The following is a 20,117-nucleotide window of genomic DNA, read 5'->3' as shown; positions in this document are numbered from 1 at the left end:
GGGGGGGCTAATTATACAGAAACTATGGACAAAAAAGTCGCCTACTAAAATTATGGAGCCGTTAACGGGAGGGAAGGCCTTTAAAATTGCTACCTAGTACTTGGTTTTATGCAGCATTCCCTTACCTCTTATTCTGTGGGTCTTGAGGTGGTGATTGACGTTACTTTTTTAAACAGTACATTAGTTTTACTAAGGTTTTTGGTTATTAATAGTTACGACCTTACCATATTTGTTAGGGTGGTCGTTGCCGGAGTGGTCGTCTTCGGCGTCAAACGTGACGTAATAAAAGTTCTTACCATCTCAAAAATTTCTTTGCATTCTATGGGTACCTTTATTAACGTCGTCCATATCTACGACTTCAATTTTAGGGATCAAAGTTCCGTTCCTTGCGTAACCTGTAACGGTTGTTATGCCAGTCATAATATCGTTCTTTGTGGTGAGCTTTTCATTCAAGCCGATGGAAAAATAGCCGTCGATATTTTCCTCATAGTCGGTAATTGCTGGGGTTTGTGATACAAAATGAAGTCCTAAATTATTTCTTCTTTAGACACTGTTTCCATAAAAATGACAAACGCCTGGTATTTGTATACGACGATGGACTATGCATAGTTTCTATTATAAATAAGGTAAACGACTTTTTCTGGTCTAAAATATTAAAAAAAGATGTCCGAATCATGGGAGAAGCTAGGTAAAAAATAGACTTTCTAAAAAGAGCCATTAAAAAAATGACGTTTTTGACCGATATCCAAAATTTATTAAGCAAAGTCCAGCCTTATTCAGTCGATTGAGTTGGACCGAAGGTACCTATTTTAAGTTATGACGGTTGGCATAAACTTCCTACACGTCGAGGAGCCACCATTTATCTTTATAATTTTCTTTGCGAGTTACGTAAAAAACAAAACATACCGTTTCTCATGCACTGTAAATTTGGCCTAAAAGGTCCACGTAGACGTCCTTACAGGCATAGTCGTCGTTAAAGAAATTTTTTTGAAGAAAACCAAAAAAGGTACTTCAGAACATGATGACGTAATTATGCACCTAGTGATTTAGGAACACCTATAAAGTGTAGTTATTATATATACCCCCAAAGAAAAAAATAACTATAGCCTAAATGCCGGGTTCATCGTTTGCTCGGATGCTATTATGAATTTCTATCTTAACAAAATTCACCAAAATTGTATGTAAAAAAAGGATCATTCATAGACCAAATCTTTGGGTAAGGGGACGTTAGTAGTATGCTACACCATTTCCTATACGTTTCATTATTGTTTCTCGTCGTGACAGTAATTGTCTGGTGGTATAGTTTAGTCGCAAGTATGGAAGTCGTTATCAGGGATGGAGGAAAACGTTTGGATTACGAGAACGGCGAACCGACCACTGACGTCGATTTCGAAGCCCTTGGCAATTACTTTTCTTAACCGTTCGGTATGAGTAGTAGTTTGCATTACTGCATCAACCACTACTTGGTCCTAATGTTAGCCATCGTTGTCGGTATGGATGGGGTCGAGCGGCGTCATTAAGATGGCCTCCAAAAACGAAAAGTGCGTTTTTCATTATTCGTGGTCCTTCGTTTTGTCGTTGACACAAACGGTAACGGTATCGTCTACGCGGAAAAAGTAGATTTTTGAGGTTTACTAGTGTTCTATTTCGTGGTTTGAGTCGACGTTCGAACGAACGAGGCTATAACCTATTAACGAGCCGCACTGTAAAATACCCCTCGAAATTAAGGACTCGCCGACGCTTTTGAACGAGTCAAACAAAGTTACTTTTTCGTTACCTGAGTGTTTTATGTAGGTGACGTAGATGGTTTAAGAGAAGTGTATTACGTCCGTCGTAAAGAACTGTTTCATGTAGTTATATGCGAACCGACAAAGGAACTTTAAGTCCCGGATAACGTACCCGAGGTTCCTTCCAAAAAGATTGGGAATTCGGGCGATTAAGCGGATTTGCAAATCGATGAGATTCGTAAAAGTTAAGTAATCGGTTTAGGTTCGGTATTGGACTGAATTAAAGGTGACATCAATGTGGCAGTCGAGCATTTCGTTCTTAAGAACCGTTTCTAACAAACTAGTTGAGGAGAAGTCTTCGCCGAGCTCACACGGCCTGTCATCTATTTTAAGGTGGTGGGCAAAATCGTTAAACCCGTATTGACTGTGGTCGGTCAAAGTAAACTTTAAGTCAGCTGGCTAATGGGGGCATTTGGTTTACTCATACCGTTAGCTATTCTGGACCCCATTAATTAACGGGGACTGTAAGAAGAACTACGCCCCGAAGTATTTTAACAAAACCGTTAACACGAACGCGGGGTGTGGTCTGTTATTCTGGGAGAAATTAGCGTTGTCGAACAACGCAATTAACTAAAGGAACTCGTAGCTACCAGCAGCGTAAATTATTATTAAACAGCGTCTGTCCGTAATTTTTAGGGTTACAACTTGAACTACTCCTCCGAATTCGGTCCGAAATACCACGAAGCATAGTATATATAGGGTAAGAAATCTGTATATTCACAGGAACAGATGTAGGTTGTTTTCGGTTCAGTTTTTAAGTCGCTGACAGAGCCCACTTTGGTTAGCTAAAAGTAGAAAGTTCGCGAATATTTTCGATTAAAAGAGTATTAGTCCTAAAAGAAATGAAGCTCGCTAACGAACGTATAAACATAGTTAATAGGGTCCGTATTGTGATCGTTTTCGTTAACTTAGTCTAAGGTCGACGGTCGTGAACCAATTGTAGCTATTCCGCCGAAATCTATGTGTTATACGTCGGGTCGGAGATTAGCGCTTTATCCGTCGAGGTCTTGGCTATAAATTTTGTGCCGGTAGTCAGTTAAATAGTATCTAATTAACACCTTCTTTTTCCCGGCGTAAGTTTAAACATAAATTACAAACTAAGGTCAGAAATCCTAGTTAAAGGAAGTACCCTTGGTTACCTAAATTTCAAGGACGTAACAATTGTTCTCGCGATTAAACTAACTGTAGCACGTTTGCTAAAAATTAACTGCGGTTGGGAAGTGTACAACTATGTAGCCGCGTTTACATAACCTACAAAAGTCTTTTTCGACGACAAAGAACGTTTCGGAAGAGACAAGCGGGATGTTGATTCTAACTAACGAGAGCAAAACGGTTTCTTTTTCGATTACTAGAAGGATAGGGTGAAGGAGGTGGCCATTATTGTTAGTGTTATAGGAGAATGAGAAAAAATAAATTGCACGCTATTTATTATGGTCTGTAACTTATTTCAACCGTATTAAAATACGCGCACGTAACGACCTATTCATTTAAGACAATATCTAACCTGTCCTTAGTTTAGAAAACTGTGCTGTGGTAGTACAATATTACTTAAGTTATTATTTTATTAGCTTCCGGTTAGTTTTACTCTTGAGGACAAACGTAGTCGAAGAAAGATCCTGTATAGCACAATACGTTGAATCGCAGACGTTGTTGCTATGTCACGGGAGTCCAATAAGTTTGCTTAGTTAGCAATGTGGTGCTTTAGTGTTTTACCTTACTTAAGAGCCTATTTAATTTACTGCGGTTAGTAAAACTTGCATAGTGTAAAATAAGTCCTGTAGGATTTCTTGTACGTTCGGAACGTGGACTATGGCTCAGAAGTTTTTTATTTTTTAATTGTACCTGTAAACCACTTGTTCTTTGAACCTAACGGACACTTATATGTTTATGGTTTTAAGTTAACTAAGTTTACTAAGGACGTCTTTGTTTTTCGACATGACATTGAATATTACGTCTAAAAAGATTTCATCAACGATAGTTAACGTAAATTCGAGTCTCAATTCTATCGAATTCTTATTTATAATCATCCTAAATTACCTATTCCTATTTACGTCTAAAAATATTTTGCGTAGAATCTATTTAACATTGTAGTAGTAAACTCGTCTCCCTCTTAAATTACAAACTTGTAGAAAGGTTAATGGTTGCACGGTTAGGACGTGAGACCGTTCCATCTTTTCTATGCTAATTACGACTTGCCAAGAAAGTTTTTTAATAAAAAGGACATTTTGTTTGGCTAGATTAGTGCTTTCTCTTTTTTTGCCAAAATGAACCAAAACGGTCGCTACGTCCATAAGCAGCATTATACCCTTCTGGTCCTCGTTTTAATCCCGGCCTAGTTTAGTTTTGTGTTAATCGTTTCGAGGGTACAAGATAGCTATTCGGTTAAAAACTAAATCCATGATAAAAAACACTTCTTCTACTCGACCTTTGACGCGTTTGAGTTAAACGGTTAAATTAGTCAAAAACAGTAGTTGTTCCAGTAGTTTGTCAACGGAATCCACCTCCGGTACTTTAACGGACCCCTGTAATAGTTCCAAACCGCGGGGTAATATGATTTAATCCTTAATAATTAAAACTACGTGTAAAACTAAATTCTGGGGTGGTTTTTTTAGTCGGTCCATGTAGTCCTTGAGGGAAAAGTGTTTAACGTCGCATGACATTTCTTTTATCGGTTGGGAAATTAATAACGACATAACCTTAGGTTTTTTACCCTTTATGGAGAAGGGAAAAACTTGCTCGACTGCTCGAATTACAATTAATAAACTGACGACTTCTCAATATAAGCTTGTCGAATCGCACCGTAAACCGTAAAGAGCTACTAAAGTACGAGTTAGACCTAGTATAAATAGACTGTGAGACAAATCTACAAGATCGACTCAGTAAACGAGGACCGCACTCACGTGGGGTTGGAAATCCTGAGTGAGGGACCGTTTAACATGGTGAGAACTTTATGTAATAAGTTTCACCGTTTCATCAATCAAAACTACAGCGACTTGATAGTGGCGGAAACCTAGTTCTTGTTTTTTGACGATCTGACCGACGAGAATAATAGCGTCTTAACGATGTATGATAAATTCCTCAGTTAAAGTACTTCTTGTGTAATGATCCCTCATGAGACAAACGCGATGAACCATGAGTTCATGTACGACTACAATGAGTCGGTCATTGTGGAGGCGGCGTTTGAGGTCGGTGCCATGTTGTCGGGGGAAGATGCGGGGTCGGAGTTTGAGTTCCGTGACATGTTGTTGGGAGGCGATGCGGTTGCGGAGGTCCAGTTTTATATGGTAGTTATTTAGGTCGTGTCCGTGGGCGTCGTGGTTAGTTAACACTCATATTTTATGGACGTCTTTGGTTTTGATAACTAGTTAGTAACCAAGACTTTACCCGACGTTTTCGTCACTGAGTTAGAAAACTGAAACTGGGTTTATTAAATCTGCGAGTTGACGTTTTTAACGTTGGAACAAAGTGACTCGTTCCTACCTGACCTAAATTATGACGAAACGTTTTTAGTCCATTAGACCTTCGGTAATTTAGAGTTTTTGATTGACACTCGTCAGTTCACCTACCTGTTCAATAGAATTGTCTTCGCTTTCTGTTAGTTACCTTTTAATTAAACGGAAACGTTCAACAAATAGTCTTACTGTTTCTTTTTCATTGTGTTAATGAGTCACAACTACACTGATATCCGGCATTCTATTGACCCCTGAACCCTTAATGAGTCTACTAACGACGAGGTTCTCCCTGTCATTGAGTTTTTGATGGTGGTCTAAAATTGGGATTAGGACGGTGACAGTACTTAGGTTTGTGACTTTTATGATGTTGAGGTTGATCGAGTTGACGTGGTTTAGGTCGATGTGGCAGTTGAGGTTACTGTTGGTGTGTTGGTTGATGACGTTTAGGGAGTCGCTGAGTCAGTGGTCGATGATGACCTGTTGGATGAAACGGTCTTTTCTCGAGCTGTGTTGGAAGCGAGGGTGGGGTCATCAAGAATTAAGCCTTATAACGGCAAGGATGGACTTTTAAATATCGGACCCAAGGCGTAAGCGCAGTGGGTCCGATATCACTTTAATTTGAATCCCCTCTACTTATTAAGTAGAGGCGAGTAATACGTACATGTCGTCCAACTAACCGTGGGCGAAGTAAACCTATAAGATTTTGTTATTGAAAACATGGATAAAACTTTTTCAAAAGTGAATTGGTAAACCGTCGTGAACCCTTTTATGCATACGTCGGTACCGACCTACCCACAAGTCCTTGTAGCATACGACGCACCTGCCATATAGGAACTATTTTCATTCACGTTATTCCGTAAAATCGCGGCGGAAATCATAGATGTCCTATAAGGGGTCTAAACGTTAGCCGAGGGGAAGCTAATATTTGAAATTTTCAAGGTCATTGTCAAGCCGTGCTAACCAAACTTAAAAGAAGTGTCTTTAGTTATGGACGACTAGGTGGTGGTCAGTTATTAGCTAATGGTAGGAGTAGCATTCGTCGGGTACGTCTTTGAAAACCTAGTTTTTATTTCGCAAAAAGTGGACAACGGACTTAGAAGACGCCTTTTATTAGTGCTGGAGCAAATAGGAAACATATCACTTGACAAGCTACGTGTATTGGACGCAGTAGACATTAATTTCATCTGCCTAGTAAGAGTTGTGTCCTACAATTGGGGGGTTATGTGTCATTGTTTGGACGGGTTTTGTTGAATAAGTAAATTTAAAATAGAGGTGAACTAATTTTGAAAGAACTTTAAGAGAAAGAAAAGGGATCTAGCGTAAAGGGAAGCTTATCAATGTTTAATGGCGCTCTAGATCTTTAACCAGTCGTATCCGAGAGATCTGGACGTCACTCTCTATTCATCAATGCAAATGATGAATAGAAGTAAACTATAAAGTTAAAACTATGCAAGTTAATTTTGAATACTAAGGTTAAAAGACATAAATTATGCACTGCCGGATAGGCGAAGTAGTGGGTTTGCCGCAGAAGATAGGCGAAGTATTAGTGACATTAAAGGAAGCTATTTCCATTAAACACTTAGTGGAAGTTTTCGGTAGTTCACTCATGTTTAAGATAGATTCTTGGTAGATAGTACACTCTAGTGTTGTTGTGTTGGTCCCTTTAACTCTTAGCGCAGAAGGTTTCGTGCATCTCAAAGTTGTAGGTTTAGTAATGATCCAAGCAGTTCATCATTATGTAAGGGTGGTGAAAAGTTATTAAAACGATTTACTTGCGCTAATGCAAGTGGGGGCCTTTCAACCCTGTAAAAGAAAACAACTAGCGATGGAAATTTCAATTTCGCCGGATGTATTCGTGCACTTCCGTAAACTTTTGATGGATGAACGTAATACAGTACTGGTAGTCTTTAGAGAAGGGTATGACAAAATAACCCTAAATTAAGTAGTGCATTAACCAGATGCATTCGGTTAACATGGCAAAGGGGTTATGCCTATTGGGGTAGTAGGCCGAGAAGAACTGGTCATTAGTAAAAGTTTTTACATCTGAATGGACGAGGCAATCCTGGTTATTAGGGATTTTATGGGGGAAATCCCTCAAATTTTAGATTTAACAGTTAATTCTAAGCTAGAGGTTTACTAAACCACTAAAAAAGAGGAAGTTCTTGGTCTAGTGGGTTTGCGAGAGGTCCACCTTACATATAAAGTAAACAAAGTAATGCAAAAACTTTAAGGAAGCTTAAGTAAAGAAGTTTAGCTCGTTCCGCTCGAAATAAAAATCGTACTGCAGGAAATCCACTCCACGCTTGGGTGAGATTGAGACGAAAGTAACGTGCGTATACACGTAGAAGAACGAAGACGAGGTAGAGATCTGCACGAAGAAAAACGAGTTCGGTCCTTCTCATCAATGGAAATATTCCATAGGGAAGTGGTGCTAGGTTAAGATTATAGGTGAGACGGCGTAATAGGTTCTTTATAGCTAGCACCCATTAACGTTGATGTCATGGTCCTTTTGAAAGTTCTATTACAAGATTGGTACGATGTCTAAGACGTAGATTTACCAACCAACCAAGTAGTTCGTTGTTGTATAGCCCCAATCTTTCGTTATTGGCTGTATTACGTTGAGCCGCTGCGAGTGGAGGACTATTAAATGGGTGTTGTCGTAAGGTTAGTCCATTAGCGTCGCGTAGTCGTCGTTGTAGGTTGAAGGATAGATTTAGGGTTGGCGGTGGACGAAGTTATCGTAAAACGTTGAGTGGAACGAGTCGTTCGTTGCATAAGTAAAGTAGCAGTGAGTAACCAAGACGTTTCGCGTATGATTAAAGCAGCTTCGCACGTTCAAAAAGAAAGTAAAGGAAGTGCGGGAGAAGTTGTTGAAGGGCATGCCAAAATAGGCCTAGGTTAAATCCAAGAACAAGATCTATTGGCTAAAATTAAGGACCAACACCGGAACGGAGAGGAAGTTTAACTCATAGTTGTGGACGGTATTATGCATTATTTCAACTAAATGGTCTTGGTAAGTTAGGATTTTGTGGCTAAAATCGCGGTCCTTTTTTTGAGTTACTTTATAGAAAATTTTATTTAGCGACTAAAAGTTGTTAAAACGACTGTGCTAAGTACCATTTTTATATAACACTGTATTGATGAGGCAGAAGAAATTTGACAGAAACATCGGACCCACTCCGTGGCGGTATTGGGCCCCTTTATTATGAGCTATAAAGGCCCATAATGCCAGTTCGGGAGTGGGCCAATGTTGTTATAGAAATGATAACGATAAGTTTTAAGTACCAGAAGATGGTTAGTTCTTAATGAAATGGACTAACTGGACTACGGTATTAAACTTTACGGACAACCATTAGTAGGTGACCCTTTGCTACGCAATGTTGACCACTTTATAGGTCAGGCGAAACATTGTATCGTTAGTAAAACATGGTCCAAAGTTTGTAAAGTGCGGGCATCTATGGAAATTAATGGTTAGGAAATTTTTATTGAACCAAGGTTAGTTATCGACAAAGGACTCCTCCTTATGGATTGTACCGGTGTACAGGCGGTACCAAGTAACGAAAGTAGTATAGTAATTCGCGGTATCCTAAAGGACTGTAGAGGTTCGGATGCAGCTTGGGGAGGTCGTACGGGTCGAGACGTCATTGTAGTCGGTCGAAAAGTATAAATTGTAAATGACGTGCTCAATGTGGGTAAAATGCCCGATTTAGGTTTGCCATTAGTAAGTGTAGGCATTACTGATGTACTGCTCGTGGATATACAGAATGATAACGACGACGGTATTGGGGTTATCCAGGTCGTGGTCATTAGTTATGTAGAAGAGGTTGATGTAGTTTTCGGTTCCGTGTCACTCAACGTAACGGTTTCCCTAGTTCTTAACTCCGGACAAGCAGCCATTACAATAGACCTTCTTGCTATTGTAACCACCGTCCTTATCTATCTATAAGACGCTTCGTAGGACCAGATAACTGCGGGTGTGGATTTCATAATGCCGTTTCTACTGCAAATGGACGCGCCGTTAAAGCCGTCTTTGGTGTACAATTTACAGGAAGTGGTCTTTGAGCAACAGGATGTACATCAGGAACGTGAAGGACCGGATAACGTTGTTAAAGTGGTCTTTTGAGTACCGGATGTCAGTAGCCATGCCCCTATCAGCGAACTCGGGTAAGTAGGGTCCTTATATATACCTATAGTCATGGTGTTTAGCGACAAAAAAATTAGAATTAATTATGTAGCAACTGCGGCATAAGTCCGTAACGTTGAAGAAGGTAGGTTTAAGGTCCAAGGAAAAAGCGGAACTGATTACTAAAGTATTTTCATGGAGTTTTTAATCGAGCAGGGATATCTTAATTCTCTTCTCGCAAAACGAAATTTATTGTCTTTTAAGGAATGGATGACAAAGTTTCCGACGCTAGCGAAATAGGTTTACTACATCGAGTACACGACGTCTGTAAACCCAAGCTTAAGCTCGGTTGGGAAATCCATGATGTCCTATACTCTTTGGTTGGTGTATTTATGGATTGAGGTTGTTTGCTAAACGGTACGCGGGTCGGTCTGAGCGTAGTGGGTTGTATTGCCCCTATTAACCTACAAGAGGACCCTAATCGAACTTAGGGTTAAAGCAGTAGGGAAGTGCTTTTATTTCCGACAAAGCAAAATTAAAAAGTCGGGTCACCAATAAAAAGTAATTTAATAGATTTTGGTGTGTTCTTCATACGCGTTATTGACCTCGGTTTCATAAACTCTTATTCATCCCAGACCTTGCGACTGCATTGGTAAGTTGCTGTCAGAACAAACTACGTCATATTGGCGGTCTTCGCGGGGGATTCCGGAATGGGTTCCATGGGCATTATTATAGTTATGCTAGCGATTGCGGTTTTACAAGACCTCAAGGGGCTGGTCAAAGGGGGTATTTTGGTTGACGTACACTCAGTAGTTGGTATTGGTACCGTAGTATGAATAGACGGTTGAGTGTTTAACGACCTTCTAAACGATTTTAAGGCAGGTAGCTTTTTTGTGGTAGACACCGTTAGTTTGCTTTAGCACGTAAAAATCGTCGTTAGTTAACAAGAAGGTTACGAAAGTACAGCAATAATCGTATAGCTATGGCGCGTCGGAATGTGTCTGCTTAGGGTAGTTACTATGACCGCACTAAATTACGTAGTGATTATTAGCGTAGAAGGAGTGGATTATTGCAAAGTTTTTCTGGGCATAAGCGTAGTTTCGTACTACTTATATTATATCATAGGAGAAACGAATTTTTAACTGACTAAAAGACAAGTTCGACAAACACTCCTCAAACCCATGGTGTTTATTTTGCGTGTCTTCGGTATGGTATTGGTATGACTCGGTCACGAAAAACGGGAAGTCGTTATTCAACTCCCAGTAATCGGTTTGGATTTATTAATAATCGCGTTTCTAACTAATGAAGAAATACTAAATGACACTGTCGTCGAACAACGACCGATCTTTATTGTGCGAGAGGAAACATATTCGGAAGTGAGAATTCACAGCGATAAAGTCAAACGTTTATTAGTCATTTAACGAGTTCGTGACGTAAGAGGGTCAGCAATCTAATATAAATAAAGGGACAGTAAGTTGTAGCACTTACTACATACCCATTAATATTTAGCCAATTCTTTTGAGAATTTTTAACGTCTAGTATTGTTTGAAATTTGTCTCAGTGGTGCTTTAAACCCTAAGTTTGTAATAAAGAATCGTGTACCCGATAAAAAAACGATTCTAACACGGTTTCAAAACTTTCACATAACTGTTAAGTGAAGACGGTAGAACAAAGTGTCGATAAACGCCTTAAGATTTTAGTGGTTTTCACCTAGTGACGCTTATTGTTTTTGCAACCGTTTACTTATTAGTTAGAATTGGATTTTGTTAGTTGTGCCATCTTGTTTACTCAATAGTTTCGCGTGCGTAATTGTACCAGTTTGTTGTTGAAGCTTGACCGCTACAAAATTTGCTTAGGTAGGAATTAAACATACTACAACATGATTCTGTGCTTAAGCAAGGGCTTGTTAAATAGGTAAAACGAATAAGTCTGTACGTTTATGGGGAATTAGTGCTAGTTGCGTACGAATGAGGAAACCTTCTTCCTTTTTAAGATGTTCGTAACCTAAACGTTCCAGTACTTTGGCAAAACCTTCATCCTTGACCGTCACCTAAAAAATGGCGCAACGAGTCGTTCGATACATTTTTTCATTAGTCGTATCTGATGATACGGCTAAAGTGATGGTTACGCCGTGTAGATAATTTTTTTGTGGTGACACTGTTACATCTTAATTAATGACCACTACGGTCAGTTCCAACCAATCTTTCACGAGGAATACTACAGCAACATAAATGACCACGGTTTCTTGTTTATTTACTCTGAGTTTTTAATGTCTATGAAGGACCACCTTTTAATAAACAATAACTTCCTCGAAGAGGACAGTACGTTCCGGCTAACATACTTGATCTAGTATCACTTTTAACCGTACTTCGTGACGAAAAACTTTGTTTGTAAGGAAATAACTAGCTATTTAGTTACGTTTTTCTTAAACATAAAATCCTAAATCAAATTTACTTTTTTAACAACTAAACGATAGAGTACCGAAAACCAGACAACAGCGTTCGTAAACGGCGTTGTCTGAATTACCTATAGATAGTAGTTCGAGAACTTTTACTAGGATATAAGTTTTTACGGATACTTTGCATATACCGATTATTTCTTCGACAAGGAGTTCGGACCCGTCGTAACGATGGGGTTCGTCCAGAATGTCGCGTTTGTTCGGCTTTGAAAGACGTACACTTACTACCGAAAAAGTCGCAAGTTCTGCTGATAATGTTTAGGTTCTACACCGTTCAAAGACGTAGAGTCCGATAAAAGTTAATAGTTCGGACCCGGTTTCATTTTGTTCGTTCCCGTAGACAATTTCGTCGTGTTCGATGAAAATTGCTACGTCGAGTCCTAAATTAAGAATCTTGTCGATTTCGGATGAAACTATATAACAAACGGGTTCTATGAAATTTAAAGCGACTCCGTTTTTTTGCGCGTTTGTACGCGGTCATGCTCGTTCGGTTTGTTGCGAAACTCCACCCAGAACTAGGTTAATGAAGACAAATACTTCGTTTTCGTCGAATACTAGTTAGCCATCGATGCCAATAACGGAGGGCATTGTTGGTTTAGTTAGTTTCACTTTTAAATTCTTTTAATTGCTTAGTACAAATACTTGAGTAACGCGGAGACGCCCTACCTTTTTAAGGAGAGTAATTCGGTCTTGGATTACTACATCTACTCACCTATCTATGACCAGAATTTGTTTTGATGTTTAACAACAGACGGTTTACGTTAGAACTTCATCGTGCAGTTTTATACTTTCGCGACAGACGACCGTTGACCGGATGACAACGATAGGTTCCGTCGAGTCGTCTTTGTTGTTTACTTCAGTTGTGTAGGTCGGGAAAGAATGGCCTTTTAGTTTTTGTTAGATCACAATCAAACCGCAACTTGAAAGGACGTAAAGTTCCTCCTGATCATGAGAGGGTTTGAGCCGTTCGTTTCGTATTAAAAGCCCGATGGTCGCTTGCTCAGCTTGTTTGAATAGCTCTACACCATCATTTGTCGGCCTAACGAAAATTGTGTTAATGACTACCTTAATCGTTTCAATTCCGTCTGTCCGTTTGACAATAAAGGGTTGTCTTAAGTAACCTTTCATGTCTCCGAGTTAAACTTCATCCGTGAGCATGGTACCACCTACATCACTTACGGGTTGTCGCAGAAAAACTTCGAGTCTTGGTTGAACGATTACTGGTTATGTCAAACTAATTACGGCAAGATTGAGATTTTATAGAACGGCCTTGTAATTTGCATTTACTAGAACTCGACTAATTAAGTACCAATCTTTGTTGAGCACAATTGCCTAATCAAAGACGACCTTCGTGATGGTGATTTATTGTTAAAAAATAAGTCCAAAAATATTACAGGTTAGGGAGGGTTCAACTTTTTTTTAATGAAGTAATATGTCCATTTCGTTAACGTCTAAAATTATACTAGGTCGCACCACTAGCACAATACCAGACAAACAGACCACCGTTTCTGAGAAAATGCGAAAATTGATAAAACCTAGTTAATGCGGCCGCAAGACCATTATTTAAACTTGAGAAAAGGAAATGGGATCTAGTCCGAGTTGGACCAACCCTACTATGACGTCACGCCGTTACCGAGCGGCTCGCAAGTTAAGGAGTACTTTAGGATTGAGCTCTATGAATGTCATAGCATTTTCTTTTTTAAGGGCTTCCATTTTGTATGACAAGAAATACGAGTGCGAATGCAGCGCCCTAATAGATAGCAATACGGCTTCTTGTACCGAAGTTATTTTAGCGAGAACCGGTAGTAGCTCTACTAGACCAAGCATGGAATTACTACAGGTAGGATATATTACCACTGTAAGCGAGTTACGGTGGGTTTAACGAGTCGCTATTATTTTTCGTGTATCATTAAGCAGGTAATACGATACAAGTTCTTTTTCTGTAATAGTGCAAGCGGTTGCTCGTTAGGATGGGATAGTAAGGGACATGTGAAACACCAAGAGTCCTTTTAAATTACGCGTTTTTTCATTGTGTAAATTAATTAGTTGAACGGCTTCTTTTAGGATTTCAAGGTTCATTATAGGACGTACGCGACGTTTCGTAGTTTGGGTCGGTTGAATACCTAGTTTTATACACCTTAAAATCTTTAGAACTTTTACTTAATCGGTGGTTAGTTTGTTAGTTATGGTCGCTTGAGAAATCGTGTCTTCTTAAGCTGAGTCATCTTCATATTTTAACAAAATTTCGGGCCACTTTCTGGACAGAGAATCAGTGTTCAACTTTTAGAAACCCCTTTTCAGTCTAAACTCATGTTTATACCGAAAAGTCACTCTACACGTATTCTCACATCACTTGTTGCATCGGTTAGGGCCCAAAATTAATTGTTTTGTGAGAAAGAACGAAAATCAGATCCGAAAAGGAAAAGCAAAAAAACTTAATAAACGTAGTCAGCTTAGAATATTTGGTGTTTGTGTTACTCGTGGTTGTTTGGTTTATCGGGATCAATTCGTGTGTAGGAATTGATTTGGCATTGTAAAATTATTGTAAAAACAATGTTATTACAAAATAATCTACCGTGAAATCAGATTTTAATCTTATGAAAGCGAATTGGAAAAGTGAAATAAAACAATTATCTCCTAGATAGGGGTACAAATGTTTATGTAGCCAACTGAGTGCATATAAAGCTTAAATACGGTTCGCAATGAAATTTAAACTAAAACATCGTCGGTATCAGCATAAAGAGCAGCGGTATGGTAATACAGATCCATAACGGAACCGAAGACCACGTGGTGAAAAGAGACCTTAAAATTCACCGCAATAACCACCTCAACAGCATCCAACGAATTCACCGAGCGTGCAATCACAGTCACCTGGACGTCGACCATACCGCCGCCACCATCATCGACGGGAATGAGTTGATCCTCTAAAGTTAAGTAAAAATCAACGAGATAAAGAACGGCCAAATGAAGTTCACCAATATCCTTCAAACGCTCGACCTAAACAGCGGCTAATGCAGGGAAGGTTACAGCATGTTCCAGATGAGACACGGTAGCCATAAAATAATTATTAGTTCGTTAACGGTGAACGTAAATGAGAAAGACGTCTAAAGTTGCTTGAGTTTTACGTAAACAATCTTTGGCGACTTCTTTAGAGTAATTCAGGGTAAGAACGACACATATTCGTATATTTATGACCCCGCTACGACTAATGCTAAGAAAGAGAGTCGTGTAATTAAATAAAACTACACTGCTTTTTATTTTATGATTTTCTTTATGGCCGTGGTTAGGAGCAGCAATAAAACCCGCACAACGAATTACTCAACAAAAACACCTGGTTAAGTTCGTACTAAGTTTTAAGCGGCGTCAATCAATTGTAAGGGGTTTGTCTATTAATAGCACTCGATAAATCGGTTAACCTTATAGGGTTGACCAGATGAAATCGCTTAGGTTTTCAGATAGAAATACGAAAATAGTAACCGTAACACCGAAGAGAACTTTCGAATAACTTAGAATTTCGTCCCCTTTTTGACCTATTTTTTGCTGCGGTAGGGAGGAGTTTGGCTCTTAACCAACGAGTCCCTCACCCTTTGTACTGGCGACCAAATTAACCACCCTAAGGGTAATGGAGACATTAGCATTCTTGGAGTTAGTTATAAGTTCGTCCAAGCTGTTCGTTTCACAGTCGTTAAAACGTACCACAAAAATAAAAGGAACGCCACTACAATTAGGGCCCGTGCAATTTATTTTAAGGGAATAGAAGAAACCGACGTTAAAACTAGATATGGCCTATATTTAATTTATTTGGAAGTTAAATAGCGAGATAAATACGAGTTCCATCACTAGCTAAATAGGGTAAATAGCGATGTCACTAGTCGTAGTAACATAAATTGGAGGATTGTCCGTAAAATTAGCCCGACCCTCATTCAAACAAGATATATAATTTTAGTTTGTCAGTCCGTGCTTAATTATAGGAATTTCTTTAAGTAGGATGACCTCTTTAATTAGCAAATCATGAGGGGGTCGTTTACTGAAAAGAATTATTTCGGCGAAATCAACGGCTCGAACTAAGGTATGGGTCCCTTAGTGTCAATTAATAACTACGCGCAATATGAGTCATATAACTATTTCTTTAAAGACTCGAAGATTTTCTTAAATTTCTCCTTGTTCGCGGGTTATTTTTTTAACGTAACTTAGACTAACCGAAGTTTCTTGTAATATTCTAAGTATTAATATAACTAAAATAGTTACATTGGTGTATGCTGCACGTTAGCGTGGACAGAGGTCGTGTCCATAATTTATAAAATGTACTTCCTTTGGTTGCGAAGGAGTTACTGTGGGGTTAGGTGGCAAGCTTAGTTAACCTGTAATTTGAGTGTCGCTTTCCCGTTGTAGGATAACGGTAACAAGAACCAACATAACTAAGTGCTCAAGGTCATCTTTGTTAAAAACTATACTCGAAACCACTACAAAAAACACACGCCCAACGACCTTTGCACCACTTGTTACTGCAAGACCGGTCGTAACTTATACGAACAGTACAACAACCGCAATTTGAGTAACAGCAAGACCCGGTATGCGCAACACCGCGGTAAGTTAGACGCACGCTGCCTCAACTTTGTCCGGTATATTGTCTTAACAACCTGTTTTAATTTGGTCGCTAGTTACGCCTCTCGCTTTGACTTTGTTTAGCAGTGTCATTTTTATTTTGAATACACCTGTTACAATGACTCAATTTGCATCGGGTATGGTACGTCCTTTAAATACTAGCGTCGAGATAAAACGTACTGTACTAGCTCGTTTTACTATAACGGGATCAACCACCCCAAATATTACAAGTCTGTCCATTTCAAGTAATATTTTTAATACTCATACTTAATTCGGTTGAACCTCCTTTTTTAATGCTTGTGGACCGAAGGTTTGATTTATGTAATAATCTTCTTCGGTTCTAATTCTAAATTGTAGAGATCTATCGACGACGCTTCGTCTCGGGTTCTATTTTTACTAAATTATTGTTACCCGAGGCGGAGCGTCCGATCTACGGAGTGCGGTTAATTAGACAATAACTTGTCTTTGAAGACATATTACGAAACGTGAGTTCTTGTTATGATAAAAGTCCTCGTCTTTACGCACGCAGAGTTACCAAAAATCGTTGAGAGTTTCTTTGAGGTTTGCTACGTCTCTAACAAAGTGTAGTTAATTACGACTCTTGACCTTACTAAGCATTTGACCCAAGTCCGGAAATATGGACCTACGGAAACCCAAATTTTCATAATGCATTTTATCTTGTCTATCAGGCACTTCTTTACTTAGCGTAGTTGCGTTACCTCAACGAGTACGGGCGTCATGTTGGACGACTTGATACCGTTCTTTGACCCGCAACCCTATGGAAACCGCCCGTCGAAGAGTGGTACTTTCTAAGATTACCATCTCTTATAACGATACCGGGATGAGTACTTCTTCATTAGTGTCTATAATACGCATTACTCAATGTTAGGATATTTGTTAATGGGTGTTCGAAAATAGTCTAGGTTTGATTTAAGGCGCTGCTTTAGTCTGGAGCAAAACCACACTACGCACGTGCTCTTAAATAATACTTTCTACGTATAAGTAAGGTAAATTTAGATCTTTCGGACGTTTACTGGATGTTTCTATACATAGTCCGAATAACAGCATAAAAACTAGCGTACCCTGAATTTATAGCGCGTCAACTTCGGCTATGCCCACGATAACCTCCGAGACGTAGTGTACTCAAGGTTCATAACCGACTGAGACCACTTCTAAATTAAAAGATATCACTATTTCCTCTAATACGGCGTTTATAACTTGTTCGTTGGTCAAATTTTGGGCTTTTTCGTTGTGGGTGGTGAGTTTTTTACTAAGACCAACTATGAGGTTTGGTTTTTTGATATCGACTTCACAGTTTTAAGAAACCACATCGTTCGTCAGTTTGGTAGTTCTGTAACTAACATTTTCCTTTTCTTGTGGGATACCACCGAAATCAAAATTCTCCGCTACTACTCGAGTTACTCCAGTTTCGTTATTTTGTAGGAAACCACGTAAGAGGGGATGTTAAATAACTACTTCTTTGACAGAATTTTTGGAACTTCTGGGGGTAACCGAGAGAACCTGGTCAGTTAAATGGTTAAGGACATTAGCACCTAGTAGTACGAGAACGATACCTAAGAAAATAAACACCACGGTTAGTTCGTCTGTTTGTAATAGTTGTACGACGAACCCTATTTCTACACTCACTTATAGAACAAATACTTAATGCATTACATTTTCTCCCGCTATAGTCAGGTCTACCCTTTCCTTATGACGTGAGAACGGCGCCGTAACTTCAACCAGTACAGAAAGTCGACCCTCTATTTATGCGATTTCGGTACTTACGACGTCATTAATTACTTGTCCCAGTTAATCTCTGATACAATTACCCTACAATACCGAATCCATAGTGAGCACATCAACGTCGTCGTTAGCTTGTCGTAGTACTACTTTTACCTTAATAGACCGGAGTTTTATAACGTGGTAAGGTTCATCAGTATTAAGGAAATTTACCCGTAGCAAGTGTTCATCAAGTTTTTGTTCGTCTACGTGATATACTCGCAAATTTTCTTAATCTGTAGCTACATAATTAACTACTAGCCTTACTTTCTCGACCGCACAACAAACGTCTAGTGCTAAACTAACCATAAGGTGTAGCATAGTAGCATTCACTTGCTTTATACCTTGTTTTGACACACCTTATATTTTTGGCTCGATGACCTCTTTGTGTTGTTGATTCAAACCTATTTCGTTAACTATGTTATCAAGCTGACCGGAGTTTGTTCATCCGACTTTGGGCCCAAGGTGACACAAGGAGGTCCTTTTAAATCTCCTATAATGCAAATAGCATTGGCAAGTACCCCCTTACCAACCTAAACTCGCGTCCAACGCGCTTATACTATGACTTTTTTGCATCGTATGTAGTAGTCATACACTCCGAAGGCTTCACAATAAAAAGCGCGTTCTACACGGTTATCCCGTACTTGAATGGCGAATAGAGGTCCCAATGGAAGTCATAAGTTTATTCTGTTGTGAAGTAATGAAAAATTACGAAAATAAGGCTAACGTCATTAAACTAATTTCGAATGTAGATTCCATATATTTCAACGTCAAAGTCGATTTCAATTTCGCGGAAGTAGAGGTTATATTAATACTGAGTTTGAATTTAAAACGTCAACATAGCGAAACCAATTTTAAAAACGTGGAAGTAGGGGTTATTCTAATAATAGGCGTATATTTAATCAGTCTCTTGAGTAAAAACGATCTCGACGCTATGGGAGTAGTGGTTAATTTAATAACAGCTATAATTCGTTCCATTCTACTGAGTTAAGTCTATTTTTGACTCGGGGAAGCGCTGGATACGATGTTGGTCGTCAACTTTCGGTAAGCTCTCTTGACCGGACCCGGTTTTTTCGACGGGGGAGTAAAACATTACCTAACAATAGTTCTTACTCTATTTCATTTAACCCTAAAGAACGATATTAGAGTTGCGGTAGAAATAGTTATAATAACAAAAGGTTCAGTTATTTCAACTCCCTAACTAAAGATAGTTCTCTGAGATGTGGGAGTAAGGGATTCGCCAACAATGGATTTATATTTGAAAAGTTACAAACTAAGCTTTTGTTACGAAAGCGTGGAAGACGAGGCTAAACTGAAGAAAAATCTCTTTCTACTCAATCACTAAATAAAAAACGATTACTAAAGCGGGGGTTTCTCGGATATCCTAATGGTAGTTCACTTTCTTTATAGTTTCATCATAATAAGCGATTCCGGAGGCGAGGTATCCTCGGTTATACTAATAGGGGGTTTTCTTCCATTTGGTTTCTTCATAAAAATCGATTACGGAGTCGAGGTTCACTTGGTTATGCCAAAGGTCAGTCCTTTTCTATAGCTTATACCCATAATCATCTTTCATTAAGCCGTGGAACTATCGGTTAGACTAACAGGCTTTACGAATTTGCTAACTAAAGGCCCACGAATAACTCTTTCCTATTTTAAACACCTTATAGTGCTAGCACATATACTGTGACTAGCTCTTTATTTGGTGGTAATGACCGTGCATTAAGATATAAAAGTTGTGTAAGTAATCTAACCCTTAGTTTTAAAAAATAAAATAGAAAGCGTTTATCACCACTTTAGTCATGCGAGTTCTGTTCGGTTTCTGAATTTCGACGAAAAGAGTAATATTTTGGATTAGGAAAACAATTTAAGACTATAGGAGTCCTGAATGCTTTTTGGGGTTCTAGCTCCGT

At 39.0% G+C, this 20,117-nt stretch carries 2 protein-coding genes; one reads left to right on the top strand and one right to left on the bottom strand.

The genetic code is table 11. The annotated features are described in order from the left end of the window. Nucleotides 1-8,936: 8,936 nt before the first annotated feature. Nucleotides 8,937-9,185 (top strand): hypothetical protein, encoded by a 249-nt coding sequence (locus DGG96_RS01300; protein ID WP_110141215.1) that lies wholly within the window; start codon nt 8,937-8,939, stop codon nt 9,183-9,185. 5,344 nt (nt 9,186-14,529) lie between these two features. Here the strand turns inward: DGG96_RS01300 and DGG96_RS01285 are convergent. Further along, nucleotides 14,530-14,808, bottom strand: coding sequence for a hypothetical protein (locus DGG96_RS01285; protein WP_110141212.1), 279 nt, complete (start codon nt 14,806-14,808; stop codon nt 14,530-14,532). Nucleotides 14,809-20,117 lie beyond the last annotated feature (5,309 nt).

The sequence above is a fragment of the Legionella qingyii genome (genome assembly GCF_003184185.1).
This window is presented reverse-complemented; position numbering and strand designations above follow the sequence as displayed.

What these genes read in the sequence shown, in the direction of transcription:
- DGG96_RS01300 (WP_110141215.1), top strand. Translation starts at nt 8,937, where the DNA reads ATGCCCGATTTAGGTTTGCCATTAGTAAGTGTAGGCATTACTGATGTA.